Source organism: Eikenella sp. HMSC071B05 (assembly GCF_001811325.1).
In the GTDB taxonomy this organism is placed as follows: domain Bacteria; phylum Pseudomonadota; class Gammaproteobacteria; order Burkholderiales; family Neisseriaceae; genus Eikenella; species Eikenella corrodens.
The window spans coordinates 135938-156878 of the sequence record NZ_KV804547.1 but is presented as its reverse complement, the minus strand read 5'-3'; the positions used below and the strand labels follow the sequence as shown (position 1 = coordinate 156878).

19 protein-coding genes are annotated in these 20941 nt (G+C 56.1%); 13 read left to right on the top strand and 6 right to left on the bottom strand.

The annotated features are described in order from the left end of the window. The first annotated feature begins 19 nt into the window (after nucleotides 1-19). The 13 genes from HMPREF2796_RS04715 to HMPREF2796_RS04655 all read left to right on the top strand — a co-directional run bounded on the left by HMPREF2796_RS04715 (nucleotide 20) and on the right by HMPREF2796_RS04655 (nucleotide 13378). A complete protein-coding gene (locus HMPREF2796_RS04715) occupies nucleotides 20-664 on the top strand; it encodes a TetR/AcrR family transcriptional regulator (protein ID WP_070631363.1) in 645 nt (214 codons plus the stop codon). A 305-nt stretch (nucleotides 665-969) separates the two neighbouring features. After that, nucleotides 970-2154: a 1-deoxy-D-xylulose-5-phosphate reductoisomerase gene (gene ispC / locus HMPREF2796_RS04710; protein WP_070631360.1), complete on the top strand. Its 1185-nt coding sequence runs from the start codon at nucleotides 970-972 to the stop codon at nucleotides 2152-2154. 265 nt (nucleotides 2155-2419) lie between these two features. After that, entirely contained in the window at nucleotides 2420-3763 is a 1344-nt protein-coding gene (rseP, locus tag HMPREF2796_RS04705) for an RIP metalloprotease RseP (RefSeq protein WP_070631417.1), read from the top strand. Between the two features lie 3 nt (nucleotides 3764-3766). Further along, nucleotides 3767-6163 carry an outer membrane protein assembly factor BamA gene (gene bamA / locus HMPREF2796_RS04700; protein WP_070631358.1) on the top strand — a complete coding sequence of 799 codons (2397 nt, stop codon included), beginning with the start codon at nucleotides 3767-3769 and terminating at the stop codon, nucleotides 6161-6163. 9 nt (nucleotides 6164-6172) lie between these two features. Further along, nucleotides 6173-6676, top strand: coding sequence for an OmpH/Skp family outer membrane protein (locus HMPREF2796_RS04695; RefSeq protein WP_064083577.1), 504 nt, complete (start codon nucleotides 6173-6175; stop codon nucleotides 6674-6676). A gap of 72 nt (nucleotides 6677-6748) precedes the next feature. After that, a complete protein-coding gene (gene lpxD / locus HMPREF2796_RS04690; RefSeq protein ID WP_070631355.1) occupies nucleotides 6749-7780 on the top strand; it encodes a UDP-3-O-(3-hydroxymyristoyl)glucosamine N-acyltransferase in 1032 nt (343 codons plus the stop codon). Between the two features lie 3 nt (nucleotides 7781-7783). Next, entirely contained in the window at nucleotides 7784-8248 is a 465-nt protein-coding gene (gene fabZ, locus HMPREF2796_RS04685) for a 3-hydroxyacyl-ACP dehydratase FabZ (RefSeq protein ID WP_023887998.1), read from the top strand. 121 nt (nucleotides 8249-8369) lie between these two features. After that, the gene (gene lpxA, locus HMPREF2796_RS04680) at nucleotides 8370-9146 is read left to right on the top strand and encodes an acyl-ACP--UDP-N-acetylglucosamine O-acyltransferase (RefSeq protein ID WP_067442799.1); all 777 of its coding nucleotides are present in this window, start codon (nucleotides 8370-8372) and stop codon (nucleotides 9144-9146) included. Nucleotides 9147-9245: 99 nt separating this feature from the next. Next, the gene (locus HMPREF2796_RS04675; protein WP_064083579.1) at nucleotides 9246-9710 is read left to right on the top strand and encodes a hypothetical protein; all 465 of its coding nucleotides are present in this window, start codon (nucleotides 9246-9248) and stop codon (nucleotides 9708-9710) included. Nucleotides 9711-10023: 313 nt separating this feature from the next. Beyond that, complete coding sequence (locus HMPREF2796_RS04670) at nucleotides 10024-10467, top strand: hypothetical protein (protein ID WP_070631354.1); 444 nt, start codon at nucleotides 10024-10026, stop codon at nucleotides 10465-10467. A 552-nt stretch (nucleotides 10468-11019) separates the two neighbouring features. Beyond that, nucleotides 11020-11484, top strand: a complete 465-nt coding sequence (locus HMPREF2796_RS04665; protein ID WP_070631352.1) for a hypothetical protein — start codon at nucleotides 11020-11022, stop codon at nucleotides 11482-11484. A 100-nt stretch (nucleotides 11485-11584) separates the two neighbouring features. After that, nucleotides 11585-12568: a tRNA dihydrouridine synthase gene (locus tag HMPREF2796_RS04660; protein ID WP_070631350.1), complete on the top strand. Its 984-nt coding sequence runs from the start codon at nucleotides 11585-11587 to the stop codon at nucleotides 12566-12568. Nucleotides 12569-12637: 69 nt separating this feature from the next. Beyond that, nucleotides 12638-13378 carry a TIGR02117 family protein gene (locus tag HMPREF2796_RS04655; protein WP_070631348.1) on the top strand — a complete coding sequence of 247 codons (741 nt, stop codon included), beginning with the start codon at nucleotides 12638-12640 and terminating at the stop codon, nucleotides 13376-13378. Between the two features lie 245 nt (nucleotides 13379-13623). Here HMPREF2796_RS04655 and HMPREF2796_RS04650 read toward each other — a convergent pair whose 3' ends face one another. The 6 genes from HMPREF2796_RS04650 to HMPREF2796_RS04630 form a co-directional block, all read right to left on the bottom strand. Beyond that, nucleotides 13624-14175 (bottom strand): DNA-3-methyladenine glycosylase I, encoded by a 552-nt coding sequence (locus HMPREF2796_RS04650; RefSeq protein ID WP_070631346.1) that lies wholly within the window; start codon nucleotides 14173-14175, stop codon nucleotides 13624-13626. A gap of 4 nt (nucleotides 14176-14179) precedes the next feature. Continuing rightward, entirely contained in the window at nucleotides 14180-15322 is a 1143-nt protein-coding gene (locus tag HMPREF2796_RS04645) for a DUF1294 domain-containing protein (protein ID WP_070631343.1), read from the bottom strand. Between the two features lie 229 nt (nucleotides 15323-15551). Continuing rightward, nucleotides 15552-15749: a hypothetical protein gene (locus HMPREF2796_RS11675; protein WP_246826837.1), complete on the bottom strand. Its 198-nt coding sequence runs from the start codon at nucleotides 15747-15749 to the stop codon at nucleotides 15552-15554. Next, nucleotides 15730-16350, bottom strand: a complete 621-nt coding sequence (locus tag HMPREF2796_RS04640; RefSeq protein WP_246826838.1) for an HNH endonuclease signature motif containing protein — start codon at nucleotides 16348-16350, stop codon at nucleotides 15730-15732. The genes HMPREF2796_RS11675 and HMPREF2796_RS04640 overlap by 20 nt, the downstream gene beginning before the upstream one ends. Before the next feature lie 318 nt (nucleotides 16351-16668). Further along, nucleotides 16669-20115 carry a transcription-repair coupling factor gene (mfd, locus tag HMPREF2796_RS04635; RefSeq protein ID WP_070631342.1) on the bottom strand — a complete coding sequence of 1149 codons (3447 nt, stop codon included), beginning with the start codon at nucleotides 20113-20115 and terminating at the stop codon, nucleotides 16669-16671. Between the two features lie 307 nt (nucleotides 20116-20422). After that, nucleotides 20423-20908 (bottom strand): YbaK/EbsC family protein, encoded by a 486-nt coding sequence (locus HMPREF2796_RS04630; RefSeq protein ID WP_070631340.1) that lies wholly within the window; start codon nucleotides 20906-20908, stop codon nucleotides 20423-20425. Nucleotides 20909-20941: the final 33 nt, after the last annotated feature.

The window sequence follows — 20941 nt, the reverse complement described above, 5'->3', positions numbered from 1 at the left end:
GCAGCCAAGGAGACAACCCATGCCCAGGAAGCCCGGCAAACCCAACACCTACAACCGAATCATCAACATCAGCCTCCAACTGTTCAACGAAGAGGGTGAGCGCAACATCAGCACCAACCACATCTCCCAGCGCCTCGGCATCAGCCCCGGCAATCTGTATTACCACTTTCGCAATAAAGACGAAATCATCGTTCAGCTGTTCCAGCGCTACAGCAACAAACTGCTCGACTACATCCGCCAAACCGAACTGCCCGACAGCATGGCCAAAATGGGCGAATATCTGCAGGGCGTGTACGACATCCTGTGGGAATACCGTTTCTTATTCAGCGACGTAAACACCCTACTCGTCCGCAGCAAGCAGCTTTTGGGCGAACACAACGAATTCACCCATGTGAAGATTTCCCCGCTTCTGGTGAAAATCTTCACCGAACTGCGCGAAAAAGGCATCATCGAAGCCGACGACGAAGCCCTGCGCGAGCTCGGCTTAAACGTGTGGCTGCTCACCAAATACTGGTTCGACTTCGACAACTCCCAGCACATCGGCTGTTGGGACGAAAATGCCAAACGGCGCGGCATCTACCAAACCATGAGCCTGATCCGCGGCTTTGTGAGCAAAGAACACTACCCAAACTACTGCGAACTGATGACGCAATATCGTTCCTAAAGCAGCAAACCAAACGGCAGCCGGAAACCGCCTTTCCGCTGCCGTTGCATATTGTGGGCGGCTTAACAGCATTTCTCCGCAGCCGCCATGCCTAGCAAGCCGAGGCCTTTGCAAACCCGGCTTGTTTCCCCCAACATTTTCAGGTAGCCTGCCGCCGGCATTAAAGGCTACCTGAAACATAAATCTGCCCCTGCCCTTCCGCATACCGTGGATTAAGTTTAAGCAGAGTTAGGCAACAAGCCAACGCAACGTTGGTTTAAAATGAATCACTATAAGCACAAAAAGCTACCCGAAACACACCAACCATGACCCAATCCCTCACCATCCTCGGCAGCACCGGCAGCATCGGCACCAGCACGCTCGACGTGGTTGCCCGCCATCCTGAACGCTTCCGTATCTTCGCCCTCAGCGGCCACAGCCAAACCGCCAAACTGGCCGAACAATGCATTGCCTTCCGTCCGCAATACGCCGTAACCGCCAATGAAGCGCAAGCCGCCGAACTGCGCGCGCACCTGACTGCGGCCGACTGCCACACCGAAGTGCTGCACGGCGAACAAGCCTTGTGCGACATTGCTGCCGCGCCAGAAACCGACGGCGTGATGGCCGCCATCGTCGGCGCCGCCGGCCTGCCGCCCACCTTGGCCGCCGCCCGCGCCGGCAAAACCATCTACCTGGCCAACAAAGAAACGCTGGTGGTTTCAGGTAGCCTATTCATGCAAACCACCGCCCAATCCGGCGCCCGCATCCTGCCGGTAGACAGCGAACACAACGCCATCTACCAAGTGTTGCCGCCGGAAAAAGGCTACCTGAAACATAACGGCGTGCAATCCATCATCCTCACCGCTTCCGGCGGCCCCTTCCTACACACCGACTTGGCCGATTTCCACGCCATCACGCCCGAGCAGGCGGTAAAACATCCCAACTGGCAGATGGGGCGCAAAATTTCGGTAGACAGCGCCACCATGATGAACAAGGGCCTGGAGCTGATTGAAGCGCACTGGCTGTTTAACTGCCCGCCGGAGAAACTGGAAACCGTTATCCACCCGCAAAGCGTGGTGCACAGCATGGTGCGATATGCCGACGGCTCGGTGCTGGCGCAAATGGGCACGCCCGATATGCGCACGCCCATCGCCTACTGCCTCGGCCTGCCCGAACGCATCGCCTCCGGCGTGCCGCCGCTGGATTTCGCCGCCCTCTCCGCGCTCACCTTTGAAACACCCGACTACCGCCGTTTCCCCTGCTTGGAGCTGGCCTATCAAGCCATGCAGGCCGACGGCGGCGTGCCCTGCGTGCTCAATGCCGCCAACGAAATCGCCGTGGCCGCCTTTTTGGCCGACCGCATCCGCTTTACCGACATCGCACACACGGTGCAGCATTGCCTGGAGCTGGATTTTTCAGGTAGCCACCACAGCCTGGAAGGCCTGCTGGATTTGGATGCCGCCGCCCGACGCGCTGCAGAAGCTTTTGTGCGGCAGGTGGCGCATCGCTGAACATCTTTTCCATGCCAGGCAGTAAGCCGCATGAATAATGCGGCAAATACGGCAAGGCAAGCCAACACGGCAGGCAGAAATGAGGCGCCTTAACCATGGGCGCAGGCTTTGTCGGGAACCTCTGTTTCCATTACAATTACGTTTTTCTTCCTGCAGCCGATTGGCGGCTGAGGCTACCTGAAAATACCGATTGGCCCTTCGCTGCCATTTTTCAGGTAGCCTTCTCCGATTCGCCTGCTTCAAGGAGCTTCTTAGTTTGTTTCTTTTGCACACACTCGGCGCGTTTATCGTTGCCATCCTGATTTTGGTCAGCCTGCACGAGCTGGGGCATTTGCTGGTGGCGCGCTGGTGCGGCATCAAAGTGCTGCGCTTTTCCGTGGGCTTCGGCAAGCCTTTTTTCAATAAGCGCTGGCGCAATATCGAATGGTGCTTGGCGCCGATTCCGCTGGGCGGCTATGTGAAAATGGTCGACACCCGTGAGGGCGATGTGGTCGAGGCCGACCTGCCCTACGCCTTCGACAAGCAACACCCATTCAAACGCATGTTGGTGGTAGCCGCCGGCCCGCTCACCAATCTGGCGCTGGCCGTGCTGCTCTACACCTTCTCCTTCGGCTATTTCGGCGTGCAGGAAGTGCGCCCGATGGTGGGCATGGTGATGCCCGACACGCTGGCCGCCAAAGTAGGCTTTCAGCCGGGCGACACCATCACCGCTGTAAACGGCAAGCAGGTGCTCACTTGGGGCGACGCACAATCGGAAATCATCCTGAATTTGGAAGCCGGCAAGGTTCAGGTAGCCGTGCGCGAAGCCAACGGCAGCCAAACCACACGCACCATCGATGCCGCCGGCACGCCGGAAGCGGAAGCCGTGGCCAAACGCGGCGGCTGGTTCGGCATCACCGCCCTGCGCCTGAACACCACTCTCGCCTCTATCCAGCCCGGCTCACCTGCCGAACGCGCCGGTTTGCGCAAAGGCGACCGCGTGGCGGCCGTGAACGGGCAAATCGTACACACTTGGCCGGATTTAACCACCACCATCCGCCAACACCCGCAAGACAAACTGACAATCGATATTTTGCGCGGCGGCAAACCGCTTCAGCTAGCCTTGCGCCCCGACAGTCGTGAAGACCGCAACGGCGAACGCTACGGCTATGCCGGTTTTGAAGCTGAAGTCGACCGGCAATGGATGGATCGCTCCACCTACCGCTACCGGCCCACCTGGCTGGGCGCCGCCGAAATGGGCATGCAGCGCGTGTCTTCCTACACCGCACTCACCGGCCGCCTGTTTGCCCGCCTGCTCACCGGCCAGGCTTCCGTAAGTCACATTTCCGGGCCGATCACCATCGCCAGCTATGCCGGCAAAACCGCCTCCGCCGGTATTCAGGATTATTTGGAATTCCTCGCCGTAGTGAGCATCAGCCTGGGGATTTTGAATTTACTGCCGATTCCTGTTTTAGATGGCGGCCATTTAATGTATTATGCCGCCGAATGGATTCGCGGCAAGCCCGTTAGCACCAATGTGCAAATGTGGGGATTGCGCCTCGGCCTCTCCCTAATGCTGATGCTGATGCTGCTGGCTTTTTTCAACGATATCACCCGTTTATTGGGATAAAGCATGAAACTGAACAAACTTACCTTCTCTTTGTTTGCAGCCGGATTGTCTTCTTGGGCGCTGGCCGCCGCACCGTTTACCATCCAAGATATCCGCATCGAGGGCCTGCAGCGCACCGACCCTTCCACTGTATTGGGCCACCTGCCGGTTAAAGTGGGCAGCACCTTCACTGATGGCGAAGGCGAACAAATCATCAAAAACCTCTATGCCACCGGCCTGTTCGACGACGTGCGCGTGGAAACTATGGGCAACCAAGTGTTGCTAACCGTAGTGGAACGCCCCATCATCAACACGCTCACCGTTACCGGCGGCAAAACCCTGCCCAGCGACGCGATCAAGAAAAATCTCGACAGCTTCGGCCTGGGCCAATCGCAGCCATTCAACCAAGCGATCCTAAACCAAGCCGTGGCCGGCCTGCAGCAGGAATATGCCAACCAAGGCAAACTCTCCGCCACCATCACCCCCGAGATTTCCCGCCTCTCGCGTAACCGCGTGGACATCACGCTGAAAATCGACGAAGGCCCTACCACCCACATCAAAGAAATTGACTTTGAAGGCAACCAGCACTTCTCCAACCGTACTCTGCGCCGTCAAATGCAGATGGATCGCCACGGTATGTTGAGCTGGCTCTCCAAAGACGACCGTTTCTCCGACGAAAAATTCCGTCAAGACCTGCAATCCATCACCGATTTCTACCAAAACGAAGGCTTCTTTGAAGGCCGGGTACAGGACGCCGATGTGCGCTACAACGCCGACCGTACCGAACAGACGCTGTGGATTAAAGTACACGAAGGCGAACGTTACCACTGGGGCAAAGTGCGCATCGAAGGCGACACCCGCGAAGTGCCGCGCGAAGAGTTGGAAGCCCTGCTGAAAATGCGCGAAGGCCGCCGCTACAACCGTTCACAGATGGTAGAAAGCCTGCAAGCTATCCAAGACCGTATGGGTCAGGCTGGCTATGCGCTGGCTCAAGTGGGCGTGCAGCCACAGCCCGACCAGGCCAATCACACCGTGGATTTCGTGCTAACGGTAAATCCCGGCCGCAAATACTATGTGAACCAAATCCATATTTCCGGCAACAACAAAACCCGTGATGCCGTTATCCGCCGCGAAATGCGCCAAACCGAAGCAGCCCCCTACGATTCGGCCAAGCTTAACCGCTCTAAAGACCGCATCCAGCTCTTGGGCTATTTCGACGACGTGAAAGTGGAAACCCGCCCGCTGCCCGATACGCCCGACCAAGTGGATGTGGATGTATCCGTGAAAGAACGCTCTACCGGCTCGGTGGAAGTGGCTGCCGGTTGGGTACAAGACACCGGTTTGGTGCTCTCTGCCGGTGTGGCACAAGACAATCTGTTTGGCACGGGCAAATCCGCCAACTTCCGCATTGCACGCGGCAAAACCCAAAATACCGCATCCCTGTCGTTTACCGACCCCTACTTCACCCCCGATGGCGTGAGCTTGGGCTACGACATCTACTATCGCGGCTTCATGCCCTACAAATCCAGCTCCAGCTCTAGCTCCAACAACTACGAAACCACCCGTATCGGCTTGGGTGCGCGTATGGGTGTGCCGGTTACCGAATACGACCGCGTAAACTTCGGCCTCGCCGTGGAACACCTGAACGTGAAGCTGCATGGCGACGTAAATTATCAACCTTACCGCTACCGCCAGTTCCTCCAAGAACATGGTGAGAAAAACTGGATTCTCAAAGGCAATATCGGCTGGGGACGCAACAAAACCGATGACGCGCTGTGGCCGACCCGCGGCTACACCACCAGCGTCAATGCCGACCTCGGCTTGCCCGGCGGTGATTTGAAATACTACATCCTTACCCACGACCAACGCTGGTTCTTCCCCTTAAGCAAGAGCTTCACCCTGATGCTGGGCGGCGAAGTGGGCTATGCCGGCTCCTACGGGGGCACCTCCTCCGTTCCCTTCTTCAACAACTTCTATGGTGGCGGTTTGGGCTCCGTGCGTGGCTACGAAAGCGGCTCTTTAGGCCCGAAGGTGTACGAGATTTACGGCAACTCTCGCAATATCGTTAATTACGGCGGCACCTATAAAGCCTATGCCTCCGCCGAACTGCTCTTCCCCTTCCCCGGCGTGAAAGACCAGCGCTCCGTGCGCCTGAGCGTGTTTGCCGATGCCGGCAGCGTGTGGGATGGCAAAACCTACAATACAGGTGCCTACAGCTCTGCCAACCCCTACGGCACCAACGGCTACTACAGCCAAGACCACCGCTCTACCTTCAGCAACGAGTTGCGCTATTCCGTGGGTGCAGCACTGACTTGGCTGTCGCCGCTAGGCCCGATGAAATTCAGTTTTGCCCACCCGATGCGCCGGCGGGATAACGACCAAATCCAACGTTTCCAATTCCAATTGGGCACGACTTTCTAAGGAAAGTAGATGATGAAGCTTAATCTTCCCCGTATGGCAGCGGCAGCTGCTGCGATGCTGATCGCATCGCATGCTGCTGCCGACAGCGTACAAAAGCTGGGGTTTATCGATACCGAGCGCGTGTATCAGCAGTCTACCCAGGCGCAGCGTATCCAAACCACCCTGCAAAACGAATTCGGCGCGCGCCAGCAGGCTTTGCAACGGCTGCGTGATCAAGGCATTGCCCTGAAAACCCAGCTCGACCAAGGCCGCCTGAGCCCTGCCGAACGCCGCCGCACCGAGCAGCAGCTGATTGCCCTGGATAGGGATTTGCGCCGTCAGGCCGCGCAGCTCACTGAAGAATACAACCTGCGCCGCAACGAAGAGTTCGCTGCCCTGCAGCAAAATGCCAACCGCGTGATTACCGAACTGGCACAGCGCGACGGCTATGACTTGATTATCCAAGACGTTATCTACGTAAACAGCAAATTCGACATCACCGACCAAGTTATTCGCGCTCTCAACAACCAATAAAGGCTACCTGAAAATTCCGGCCTCCCTGCCGCAAAACAGGCTACCTGAAAGCGAAACTTCACCGAAGTTAAAATGCAGAAACAGCTTTCCCACATTATCGCCGCCTTGGGCGGCACGCTTGCCGGGCAAGATATCGCCATCAGCCGTATTGCCCCGCTGCATGCCGCACAAAAAGGCGACATCAGTTTTGTTTCCCACCCCAAACACCTGCCCGAAGCCCTTGCCAGCCAAGCCGGCGCGCTGATTGTGCACCACAAATTGGCCGACAAACTGCCCGGCCGCAATCTGATTGTGTGCGACAACCCGCAACTCTATTTCGCCCAAACCGCCCGCCTGTTCCACCCCGCTCCCGCCGCCAATCCCGGCATCCATCCCAGTGCCGTGGTGGAAGCAAGCGCCATCGTGCCCGATAGCTGCGAAATTGGTGCCAACGTTTATATCGGCGACTGCGTTGTGCTGGGCGAAGGCTGCCGTATCCTGGCCAACTGCGTGGTGGAGGCCAATTGCGTGCTCGGCGAGCATACCGTATTGCACCCCAACGTCACCGTTTACGCCGGCTGCCGCCTTGGTGAGCGTGTGGAAATCCACTCCGGCACCGTGATCGGTGCCGATGGCTTCGGTAATGCTTGGGCGCAAGACCATTGGTACAAAATCCCGCAGGTGGGCGGCGTGGAAATCGGTAACGACGTGGAAATCGGCGCCAATACCACCATCGACCGCGGCGCAATCGAAGATACCGTGATTGCCGAGGGCGCTAAAATCGACAACCTCGTGCAGATCGCCCATAACGTACACATTGGCGCCCACACCGCCATCGCCGCCTGCGTGGGCATTGCCGGCAGCACCCACATCGGCGCCTACTGCCAAATCGGCGGCGCCGCTATGTTTGTCGGCCACATCCACGTAGCCGACCGCACCTTCATCGGCGGCGGCACCCTCGTGGCCGCCTCCATCAACCAGCCCGACTACTACGCCAGCTCCTATCCGCTGCAAACCCACCGCGACTGGGTGAAAAATGCCGTGCACCTGCGCCGGCTCAACGAGCTGCACCGCCGCGTAAAAACACTGGAAAACACAATTAACTATCCCGAAAACAAGGAATAACCCATGCAAATCGAAAATATCGAACTTCCACTGGACGTGCGCACCCTGCAACGCCTGCTGCCGCACCGCTACCCCTTCCTGCTGCTGGATCGCGTGATCGGTTTTGAAAAAGAAAAAAGCCTCACTGCCATTAAAAACGTTTCTGTAAACGAACCGTTTTTCCAAGGCCACTTCCCTGATTTCCCCGTGATGCCTGGCGTGTTGATTATCGAAGCCATGGCACAGGCCGCCGGCGTACTCGCCATCCTCAGCCGGGGCGAGCGCAAAGAAAACGAAATCTACTTTTTCGTTGGCATCGACGAAGCCCGCTTCAAACGCCAAGTCGTGCCCGGCGACCAAGTGCAGATTCATCTGGACGTGATCACCCACAAACGTGACATCGGCAAATTCAAAGCCACTGCCACCGTAGACGGTCAAATCGCCGCCGAAGCCGTTATCATGTGCGCCAAACGTGCGGTGGATAAATAAGCCTGCGAACTAGACAACGCTCTTTTCAGGTAGCCTCTGCCAAACCATCCGCCGCATTTCGCACAAACCATTTTCAGGTAGCCCCTTACCCCTGCAAAGCCTGCTGCCACAAGGAAACCCCATGTCCCTAATCCACCCCACCGCGATTATCGACCCCAAAGCCGAACTCGACAGCAGCGTTAAAGTCGGCGCCTACACCATCATCGGCCCGAACGTGCAAATCGGCGCCGGCAGCGAAATTGGCCCGCACGCCGTTATCGAAGGGCACACCACCATCGGCGAAAACAACCGCATTTTCCAATTCGCCAGCCTGGGCGCCATACCGCAAGACAAAAAATACCGCGGCGAGCCCACCCGCCTGATTATCGGCAACGGCAACACCATCCGCGAATTCACCACCTTCAACCTCGGCACCGTAACCGGCATCGGCGAAACCCGCATCGGCGACGACAACTGGATTATGGCCTACTGCCACCTCGCCCACGACTGCGTGATCGGCAGCCACACCATCTTCGCCAACAACGCCTCCCTCGCCGGTCACGTTACCATCGGCGACTACGTCATCCTAGGCGGCTACACCCTCGTGTTCCAATTCTGCCAAATCGGCAACTACGCCATGACTGCCTTCGCCGCCGGCGTACATAAAGACGTCCCCCCCTACTTCATGGCCGCCGGCTACCGCGCCGAGCCCGCCGGCATCAACAGCGAAGGTATGCGCCGCAACGGCTTCACCCCCGAGCAGATTACCAACGTGAAAAACGCCTACAAAGCCCTCTACCGCCAAGGCCTGTCGTACGAAGAAGCCCGCAACCAAATTGCCCAAGCCGCCGAAACCGCGCCCGAGCTGGCCGTATTGCGCGACTTCCTTGCCGACTCACAACGTAGTATCATTCGCTAATCTTTCCCCCAAGGCTACCTGAAACAGCCAAACCGTTTTCAGGTAGCCTTTGGTGAAACTTTCCAAGTAGCACAACTCATCAACCAATAAGGAGACACCATGCAGAAACTCACCACCCTGGCTCTGATCGCCGCTCTGGCAGCCCCTGCTGCCGCCCTGGCCAACAACTTCGAAAGCGAACACGCTACCAACCGCGAAGTAGTCAGCACAGCCGACCCCGCTGCCCGCGAGCTGTTCTTGCGCCCGGTTACTCTGAAGCAAGGCCGCACCCACACCCTGCCCGTAACCCTGCGTGCCGGTAAGTTCTACACCTTCTTCGGCGACTGCGACGACAGCTGCAACAACATGGACATGAATCTGATGGCTGCCAACGGCGCCCGCGTAGCCGGCGACAATCTGCCAGATAACCAACCCCTGTTCACTTTCCAAGCTCCCAGCAGCGGCAACTACCGCATCGTGTTGAGCATGAAAGACTGCGACGATGCCAACGGCTGTAAAGCCACTGTTCATGCTTTCGAAGGTACCCGTCGTGTATACGACACCTTCACCCGCCCCATGCGCTAATCTTGCATAGTTCAACCGCCCGAGCCACATAGCCCGGGCGGTTTGTTATTACAGAATGTTCAAAAGAACATTCAACATCAGCTCATCAGCAATCTTAATCTAGTCAAGTACCCACACGACTGAACCATTCAACTTTACTCTTAATTCAGCATAAAAATTAATAAATAAATATATTCATAAAATTTTGTGCCAATATAATTCATACAAACACTATCATTTACCAAGCCGCCATTCTTTCATAGCTATTTTCAATCGCACCTTCTTCCAATTTCAGGTAGCCTGCCATTTTCCCCTTCAGCCAGCTCCCGCCGCCATGCCCACACGCCACTTTATCTCGCTTCTGCCCATTCTGCTATTGTCTGCTGCTGCCCAAGCCGCACCCGACAACTGGCTGCCGCAGGCACAACGCATGAACCGCGAAATCGTACGTAAAGAAGACCGCCGTGCCCGGCTGCACGAACATTTCCGCGGCAGCCTGTCTCAAGGCGAATCCAAACCCCAGCAAATCAACCTGCGTGCCGGCAAACACTACACCTTCTTCGCCGATTGCAGCCACCAATGCAACAACATTGACCTCACCCTGCTGCGCGACGGCCGTACCCTTATCGCCGACACCGATCCCCATGCCTCCCCCATGTTTGGCTGGTATGCCCGCCAAAGCGGCCAATACACCCTCACCCTCACCATGCCCAACTGTATCGACCGCGTGTGCGACTACAGCATTCAAGTATTCGAAGGCAGCCAAAAAATCCTCTAGCCGCCAAATCAGGTTGCTCACAACTCGTGCAGATTTTGCCGAAGCCCAACAAACGGTAATGGCATGGAATACCTTCACCACAAATTTTTCAGGTAGCCTCTATATATCAGGCTGACTTTTGAACCAGCTGCCATACCACTTTGGCAACAAGTTTGCTCCTTATCTACCGATATGCTCTCCCACAATACTGGAGTTCGGCACAAGCGGCATATAACGAGAGAGCGTGTCAATCCTACATCGCGAAGCGGTAGACAATTCAGCGGCGGGAAACCTACCTTAAACAGCGACTACTATCATCCTGATCCTGCTGAAGCACTCGTACAAGCAGCAAGCATACGTAGAAATATACAAATCAGGAAATTACAATGATGCAGTAGCCGTTTTTAATTCCTTGGGTGTACAGAATGTTCAAGTAAGATCTAATGGTGCGATTACAGGGAAATTACCTGACGGAAGGAACGTTAATGTTCGTAACTATAGTTCAGGAAATAGTGCTCCCACACTGGAAATTCAGCATAGCAATAATGAGAATATTAAAATTAGGTATAAATAATGTTTAGTGCAATTAAATCTATTAATGCTCCAAAAGGAAGTGGATTTTGGCTAGAAGCAATATTTATGGATGAAGGAAAAATTAGTATTTTATTTTCAAGTGATGACGATAGAAATGATTTAACAGAAATATCTATCGATTGGGCTATTCATTTTCAAAGGACAGATGAATCATATAAAATCAATACATTCCATGAAATGGTTGCACCAACTCGTGGAAATGTGCACCCATTATTTATGCAAGGAGAACGTTTTTTTGAAGTTATTGATAAAAAATATACTGAATGGGTTGTTGAAGACCACTATTTCCCATTAAAAGATTATGAAAGACTATATGTTTTCTTTTTTATGGAATCATATGTTGAGGTTATTAGCCCAGAGCCACCCGTATTTACCAAAATAAATAGCAAACAGGAGTATTATGCAAATTTAAAAGAAAGAGTATGTTGGACACCTGATGAATAATGATTAAGCATATAATGAATTAAGAAACTGCATATAAGATAGCCTGTAAACTACTAACTAAGGCTTTCAGGCTGCCATAAAATACATTAAAAACAATTAAATGAATGTTTCAAAAGAAGAAGGCTGTTTGGTTTTAGCCCCCATGCAGGGTCTGCTTGACCCGGTCATGCGCCGCCTGCTCACCGACATCGGCGGCTACAGCGAATGCGTTACCGAATTCGTCCGCATCACCCACACCCTGCACTCCCGCGCCACCTGGCGGCGGCACATGCCCGAAATCGATCACGGCTGCCTCACCCACGCCGGTACCCCCTGCACCCTCCAGCTGCTCGGCAGCGACCCCGACAGCATGGCCGCCAATGCCCAAGCCGCCGTGGCCGCAGGCGCGCAAAAAATCGACCTCAACTTCGGCTGCCCCGCCCCCACCGTCAACAAACACCAAGGCGGCGCCATCCTCCTGCGCGAGCCCGAACGCATCCGCCAAATCGTCTCCACCGTGCGCCAAAGGCTACCTGAAAACATCCCCCTCACCGCCAAAATGCGCCTCGGCTACGAAGACGGCTCACTCGCCCTCGAATGCGCCCAAGCCATCGCCCAAGGCGGCGCCTCCGCGCTGGCCGTACACGCCCGCACCAAAATCGAAGGCTACCGCCCGCCCGCCCATTGGGAGCAAATCGCCCCCATCCGCCAAGCCCTCAGCATCCCCGTCATCGCCAACGGCGACGTATTCAGCCTGGCCGACTACCTCGCCATCCGCCGCACCAGCGGCTGCCAAGATGTGATGCTCGGGCGCGGCGCCGTCATCACCCCCGACCTCGCCCGCCAAATCCAGCGCCACAACCAAGGCCTCCCGCCCCAGCCCGCCGGTTTCTCCGACTACCTCGTGTGGATACGCCGGTTCTTCCAACTCTGCCGCGAACACGCCGGCGACACGCCCTACCCCGCCGCCCGCCTCAAACAATGGCTCGGCATGATGAAAACCGCCCACCCCCAAGCCGCACACCTCTTCACCCAACTGCGCCCCCTCACCTCCCTCCAACAAATCGAACAACTGCTGGATAACTACCAGCCCCAGCCCGAATAAGCAAAGGCTACCTGAAAGCCAAGCCCCGCGAAGCCCAAACTTTCAGGTAGCCCCAAACCGCACGCCACCATGCCCAAACTTTCCCGCCTCATCCGCCGCAGCCTCCTCAGCCTGGCCACCCTCCTCCTGCTCTACGGCGCCGCCGTTTGGCTGCTGCCCCGTATCAAAAGTCCCGGCCAACCCGAAGGCGAACCCGAAGGCGAACCCGAAATCACCGTATGGCTGCTCTCCAACGGCGTGCACACCGACATCGTCGTCCCCACCTTCAGCAGCGAAGCCGACTGGCGAGCCGTCTTCCCCGCCGAGCACACCCGCAGCCAAGAATACGCCCCCTGGCTCGCCATCGGGCTGGGTGACAAAAACTTCTACCTCACCACACCCACCTGGGCCGACCTCCGCCCCAGCACCGCCCTCAAAGCCGCCACCGGCCTATCCAGCAACGCCGTCCACGCCACCTACTACCACAGCCTCGAAGGCTGCACCCGCTGCGCCCCCATCCGCATCAGCCGCGCCCAATACCGCCGCCTCGTTTCCTACATCCGCCAAAGCCTGCAATGGCAAAACGGCCGCACCCTCCCCATCCCCACCAACATGGTCTACGGCGAAAACGACGCCTTCTACGAAGCCGTCGGCAGCTACAACCTCTTTTACACCTGCAACACCTGGACCAACAACGCCCTCAAAGCCATGCACACCGACGCCGCCCTCTGGACGATTACCGAACAAGGCCTCTTCCAGCACCACCCTCCCCAACCGCCATCCGGCGGAAACGAAGGGCTGCCGGAAACAACACCGCAAGCTGACAATTGAGGCTACCTGAAAACATAACTTCAACGAAGTTCAAACCATCGGGTACAGCACAACCCTGCCGTTCAAGGCTACCTGAAAATTCGAAAGAACCGGCAAACCAAACAACGGGATAATCACGCCACCCCCCACCCCGCCACATAAGCTATCGCCCACAGCCTAAACAAAAAGGCTACCTGAAATCTTAGCTTCGCAGAAACTCGCCAAGCTGAATTTTCAGGTAGCCTTTCTCTTATTGCTAAACCGCCTCAGCCCCGTAACCATGGCGGGTTGGCAGCAGCAGCGCGGGCGGCGGTGGGGCAGTCTTCGCTGTGCGCGCCTTTCAGGTAGCCTGTGCTCACCAAAAATTCGCGCACGATTTCGGGGCCGGTAAATTTGAAGGTACGGCGAAACAGCTTCACCCAATCGGCCAGCGGCTGCGGGTGGTGGTCGTCAAGCCAGTTTTTGAACGAACCGAATGCCTGTTGCAGCTGCAAGATTTGCTGCGCATTGTGGATGGCGGCATTGATTTTCAGGCGGTTGCGGATCACTTTCGCGTCGGCCAGCAGGCGTTGGCGGTCGGCTTCACCGAAGGCGGCCACGGCGGCGATGTCGAAACCGGCGTAGGCAGCGCGCAGGCCGGCGGCGCGTTGCAAAATCAGCGTCCAGCTCAAGCCGGCTTGGTTGATTTCGAGCAGCAGGCGACCGAAGAGTTCGTTGTCGTCCTCGATGGGGAAACCGTAGAGACGGTCGTGATAATGCTTGTTGGGGTCGGGGCTGTCGGCAGGCAGGCCGTTAGCAAGGGCGCAGTAGCTGTTCATGCGGCTAGTTTTTCAGGAAGGCAAACGCAGGCGAACCGATAAAGTACACCAGCAAAGCATAAGTGCCCACGGCGTTGAGCGCCACGCTGAACCAAAAAGCGCGCACAAAGCGGATATTCACGGTGTGCTGCTGATAACGCATCTGCGCCAACAGGCCGCCGGGCCAGCCGCCGAGCATGGCCAACAGGTGCAGCACGCCATCGGGCACTCGGGTGCGGCCGCTTTGGGCGCTGCGCTTGTCCGTACGGTAGAGAATAAGCAGCAGGCAGCTGGCCAGCAAATAGGCCGCAGCCAGAGGCAGGGAAATAAAGGACACGGCGGCAAGGAACAGCAGGATAAACGTGCCGCCGAGCAGACTTTCGCTGAAACCGCCGCCCAAAATCGTGCCGGAAGAAGGGCTTTCACGGTCGGCCCAGCCCAGTTCATAGCCTTGCGGAATCACACGGGTGGCCACCCACTCGCCGCGCCGCCGCCCCAGCACAAAGCTCACCTGCTGGTGGTTGGCCGGGCTTTTATCGCGGAACACGAAGGCCGATTGCGGGAAAAACACCCGCGCTTTAATCGACTTAACCTTGATATAGCCCGATTTTTCCTCTTCGTTCCAGCGCACCACCTTGCCTACATAAGTTTCGCCGTTCACCAATTTATCTTGCCGCTTGGCCTGTTTGCGCTCTTTATGCAGCGCCTCTTCTTCTTCCGGGCTGCGCCGCTGCAGGCTGGACGTGGCAGCGTCTTCCGCGCTGTCGAGCAGCCAATAGCCGCTAACGGGGTGGCTTTGCAACACGCCGCGCAACACATCGCCCGGCTCGGGGGAAAGGTCGGTGGCGGCAAACAGGTCGCCCACCAAAAACACGCTCAAAGGCGGCTCGTCGCCATTGTTCACCACATCGGCCACGCCCGTGCGCTCTGCAGCATCCCACACCCGCACCGCAGCATCCACAATCCGCCCCTCGCGCCACTTACGTCCCGGCTCGGCAACCTCCTCACCGCCATCAGCCGCCGGTTGCACAGGAATTTCAGCCAACACGGCAGCCTGCGACTCAGCCACCACTGCGGCAAGCGTTTCAATTGCGGCAGGCTCAATCTCAGACGCCCCATCGGGCAAAGTTTGCGGCGCAATTTCGGGCAATTCGTTTTCGGTGTTCATGGCAGGCGGAAAATAGGATTTGGAAAAAGAGAAAGGCTACCTGAAAAGCACCCGCCTGCCAAGCAGCAAGCGGGTGTTGGGGGAATTTGCAGGCAATCTGTTGCAGGTATCAGCAAGGAAGCGAAGATGCCTCACTGGACAAGGCTACCTGAAACGGAGATTTGTGGTTTCAGGTAGCCTTTTTAGACGGTCTTGAAGACGATTATGCTGGCCACGTTTACCACCTATTCTATGGTTTAAATACCTTGTTTCGATGCCATTCAAAATATTTCTCGCTATCAGGGTGGATTTCTAATACCGCATCAAGAGAGATTCCAAGCCGGAACAGGTTTTTTTCAGAAAGCCTTTTGCTAATACGGATTTTGCCATCTGGCTCAAACGTAATCAGCCCACTATCAAACAAGGCATCAATGTTTGGGGCGAGCATCAAGCCGTTGCCATTCTTCATCATCCTTGCAGTCGCGCCAAGGTTTGATATGGCTGGCAATCAGCAATTCAGGCATATCCACGCCGCTGATGGGGCATTGCGGATACCGTTCCAATACGCCGTTTCTGAATTCGCCTTGACCTCTGCGGGCGTTAATCAGGCGCTGGATTTCGGTTTTGGCTTCTTCGGTTGTGGCGTTTTCTAAGCGTTGGCTAAGTTCATCTAAATCATTTTCCAAAGATTGTTGATAGGCTACCTGAAAAGTGGGTATTTCAATGTATTCGCTGGGGACGTAATCTTCCATACAATGTCCGCATCCGGTTAAATGTTTATTATATTTCTGCCGAGAATAAGCCTCTAATGCAGGAATGGAATTAGAACAAGCTTTATAATAAGGGCTTGATTCAGTAGTGTAGTTACCATTCTCATTGCTGATACATGGTTTCCTCTTTATTCCTTGTACACGATGTATCATAGGATATTTAGAAATGGGTTTGCCTTCTTTGTTTATATTTAATATATAACCATCAGGGTTGTTCTCTCTCCATTTCAAATATTCGGCATCATTAGGCTCATCTTTAAAAATTTTGAGTTCGGGCATAATATTTCCTTTGAAAATAAACATACGCTGGATTATTAGAAATTTCACAGACCTGTAAAAAAATGAATGTTAGATTTTGTTCCAAACTACGTCAGAAATGCCCACAACGGTATTTCATTTGTTGCTTGCTGTTCCAATCGGCATCATAAATCTTTTGCCTACTACATGAAAAGTTTTTCCAAGCAGATGTAGGTCGGATTCTAGAATCCGACAGCTTCATACGGGAGATTTTATCGGATACAAGTATTCGACCTACAAATTTTGGATAATAAAAGGCCGTCTGAAAATCGTTTCAGACGGCCTTTTATTCACTAGCCTCTACTTTGCTACCACTCTTTCTTTCAAAGTCTTCAACACACTTTTCACCGTCTTAATCCTCATCTCCACATCCTCCATCTGAGCCGTGAACTTCAGCTTATCCGCCCCGGCCAGCCGGTATTTTTTATCCGTCTGAATCAGCAGGATGATTTCTGTCGGGTCGATTTGGTGGTGTTTGCCGAAGGTAACGGTAACGGCTTCGCTGGTCGCGTCGATGACGTCTATACCCAATTCTTTTGCAGCGAGCCGCAGGTGGTGGCTTTCGATGAGGGTTTTGACGGGTTGTTCGGGCAGGCCGAAGCGGTCGACGAGTTCTTCGTGTATGGCGTTGATTTGCTGCACGGTTTCGCAGACGGCGAGGCGTTTGTAGAGGACGAGCCGTTCGTGGATGTCGGGGCAGTAGCTTTCGGGCAGCAGGGCGGGGCTGTGCAGTTTGATTTCGGTGGTGATGCCCAGCGGTGCGTCGAGGTCGGGCTGGCGGCCTTTTTTGAGGTCGCGCACGGCCTGTTTGAGCATTTCGGTGTAGAGCGTAAAGCCGACCTGTATCATTTCGCCGGATTGACCTTCGCCGAGGATTTCGCCTGCGCCGCGGATTTCCAAATCCTGCATGGCGAGGGTGAAACCTGCGCCGAGTTCGTCTGCCGCCGCGATGGCGTCGAGGCGTTTTTCTGCGTCTTTGGTGATGTATTCGGGCGTGAGCAGGTAGGCGTAGGCTTGGTGGTGGCTGCGGCCGACGCGCCCGCGAAGCTGGTGCAGTTGAGCCAGTCCGAATTTGTCGGCACGGTTGATGATGATGGTGTTGGCGTTGGGAATGTCGATGCCGGTTTCGATGATGGTGGAACAGAGCAACACGTTGAATCTTTGCTGCAAGAAGTCGCGCATGACTTGCTCCAGCTCGCGCTCGCGCAGTTGCCCGTGCGCCACGCCGATGCGGGCTTCGGGCAGTAGAGTTTCCAGCCGCTCGCGCATGTTTTCGATGGTATCCACTTCATTGTGCAGGAAAAATACTTGCCCGCCGCGTTTGAGTTCGCGCAACACGGCTTCGCGCACGCTGCCTTCGCTGAACGGTTTGACAAAGGTTTTCACCGCGAGGCGGCGGCTGGGCGCGGTGGTAATCAGCGAGAAGTCGCGCAGGCCTTCGAGCGCCATGCTGAGGGTGCGCGGAATCGGCGTGGCGGTCATGGTAAGGATATCTACGTTGGCGCGCAGGCGTTTGAGCTGCTCTTTTTGGCGCACGCCGAAGCGGTGTTCTTCGTCGATGATGACTAAACCTAAGTTTTTGAATTTTATGTCGTCCTGCACCAATTTGTGCGTGCCGATAACGATATCGACCGTGCCGTCCGCCATACCTTCCAGTGCGGCTTTGGTGGCTTTGCTGTTGTTGAAACGCGAAAGGCTGGCGACTTTCACGGGGAAATCGGCGAAGCGGTCGGCAAAGTTTTGCGCGTGCTGCTCGACCAAAAGCGTGGTCGGGGCGAGTACGGCGACCTGTTTGCCGCCCATCACCGCCACAAACGCGGCGCGCAGGGCGACTTCGGTTTTGCCGAAGCCGACATCGCCGCAAACAAGGCGGTCCATCGGCTTCGCCTGCGTCAAATCTTTAATCACGGCGGCAATGGCGGCGGCTTGGTCTTCGGTTTCTTCGTAGCCGAAGCCGTCAGCAAACGCCTGATAGTCCAACTCGTTGATTTCAAATTTGTGTCCCGATTGGGCGGCGCGTTGGGCGTAGAGATTGAGCAACTCGGCGGCGGTGTCGCGCGCTTTTTCGGCGGCTTTGCGTTTTGCCTTGTTCCACGCGCCGCTGCCAAGCTTGTGCAGGGCGACGTTTTCATGCGCCTGGCCGGAGTAGCGGCTAATCAAATGCAGTTGCGAAACGGGCACATAAAGCTGCGCTTCGCCCGCGTATTCGAGCAACATCATTTCGTTGGTTTCGCCGCCCAAATCCATCGTTACCAAACCCATATAGCGCCCGATGCCGTGTTCTTCGTGAACGACGGGGTCGCCGATATTGATTTCGGCAAGGTCGCGCAACAGGCCGTCTGAAACGGCGGCGTGTTTCTTGCGGCGGCTGTGGACGCGCGAACGGGCAACGTATTGATACAGCTCGGATTCGGTGATGACGGCGAGGTGCAGGCTACCTGAAAGGGCATTCTGGCTGTTTTCAGGTAGCCCGCCCAATTGGAAGCCTTCTGCCAACGGCGTAACCGTAATGCATAGCGGCGCGTTGTCATCTAAAAATGCCTGCCAGCCGGCCACGGGTTTGGGTTTCAGGCCGTGCTGGGCAAAGAAGCCGAGCATGGTTTCGCGCCGGCCGGCGCTTTCGGCACACAGCAGAATGCGGCCGCCAAAGGCTGTCTGAAAATCTTGCAACGCAGCCAGCGGTTGTTCGGATTGGCGGTTTACCGCCACATCGGGCAGGGTATGGGGCGAGGTGGCGGAAAAATCCGGCCAGATTTGCGGGTAGGCTTTCAGGCTACCTGAAAAGCGGTCGGCAGTAAGATACAAATGCTGCGGGTGCAACGGCGGATAGCTTGGGTCGCCCTGCGCCAGCGCGTGACGCGATTTGATTTCGCCTTCGAAGTGCACGGCTTCGGCGTGCACTTCGCCCACGCATACGGCCAGGGCGTTTTCGCCGATGTAGTCGAACAGGCTGGCGCAGCCGTCTTCAAAAAACAGCGGCAGGTAGTATTCCACGCCTGCGCCGAATTGGCCGTTGCTCACGGCTTGATACACGGCGGCCTCGTTCGGGTTGCTTTGGATTTCCTCGCGGAAGCGGGTGCGGAAGATTTTTTGCGCATCGGCATCGGTGGGGAATTCGTGCGCGGGCAGCAGGCGGATTTCAGACACGGGGGCAAGGGTGCGCTGGGTGTCGGGATCGAAAGTTTTGATGCTGTCGATTTCGTCGTCGAATAAATCAATTCGGTAGGGCGTGCTGCTGCCGATGGGGAACAAATCCACAATCCCGCCGCGCACGGCAAATTCGCCGCCAGCCACCACGTTGGACACGGCAGAATAGCCGGCTTCCACCAGATTTTCGCGCAGTTTGTCTAAATCCAGCGTCTGCCCCGTTTTCAGCCAAAACGTGCGCCCCAGCAGGAAGGGCGGCGGCGCGAGCTGCTGCATGGCGGTGGCAACGGGCACAAACAGCACGTCCGCCACGCCGTTTTTCAGCTGCCACAGCACCGACAGCCGCTCAGACACCAAATCCTGATGCGGCGAAAAACGCTCGTAAGGCAGCGTTTCCCAATCGGGCAGGAAAAGCGCGTTGTCTTGCGGGCGGAAGAATCGCCACGCGGTTTGCAGGCGCAGCGCAGTTTCGGCATCGGGCGTGAGCACGAGCTTGAGCGGCTTCTCCGGCAGGGCAGAAGCAAGGAAATAAGGCAGGCTGCCAGCGGAAAGCTGCGGCCAGCGGGACTTTTGCGCGGGTTTGGGCAGAGGGAGATTCATAGTGTACCGACAAAGGTGTGCGGCAGCCTGAAGCAAATTCGGGCTGCCGAGTGTTTATGGTTATCCAAATAGAAACAATACGGCGTTGGTTCACTGCACGGCCTGGTTTCTATTTTGAGCAACTGTGGTTTGGATTGATGAAAAACGGATTTTAGCAGATTAAGGCTACCTGAAACTTTAGCTTTGCAGCAATTCACACCACTTATTTTCACTGCGTTGCAGCTTGCGTTTTAGCTTCGCAGAAACTTAACCTTGGCTACGCCAAGACATCGTTTTCAGGTAGCCTTTTATACCGCGACCAAGGCGGCTAATCCACCGCCACTTCCACCGGCTGCGCGTTCAGGGCGGCGAGCGCGGGGGCGGGGGCAACGGTTACAAACAGGCCGCGGCCGCCGCCGTTGATATACATCAGCGGCAAATCCCAGATGCTGCGTTCGGCATACACCGGCAGTGCGGTGCGGCAGCCGAAGGGGCTGGTGCCGCCCACAAAATAGCCCGTCCATTTATGCGCCTGCTCGTGCGCGGCCAGCTCCACGTGTTTCATGCCTAGCTGGCGGGCAAGGTTGCGGGTGGAGATTTGGCGGTCGCCGTGCATCAACACAATCAGACCCTTTTTGTGCTCGTTAATCAACACGATGGTTTTCACGATTTGGTGTTCGTCGATGCCGAGGCACTCGGCGGAATGCGCCGTGCCGCCGTGCTCTTCATAGGGATACTGCATGGCAGTGTGCTCGATTTTATGCGCGCGCAGAAAACGGATGGCGGGCGTAACGGGATGGTGGGGTTTGCTCATGAAAGGCTACCTGAAAACGATGTCTTGGCGTAG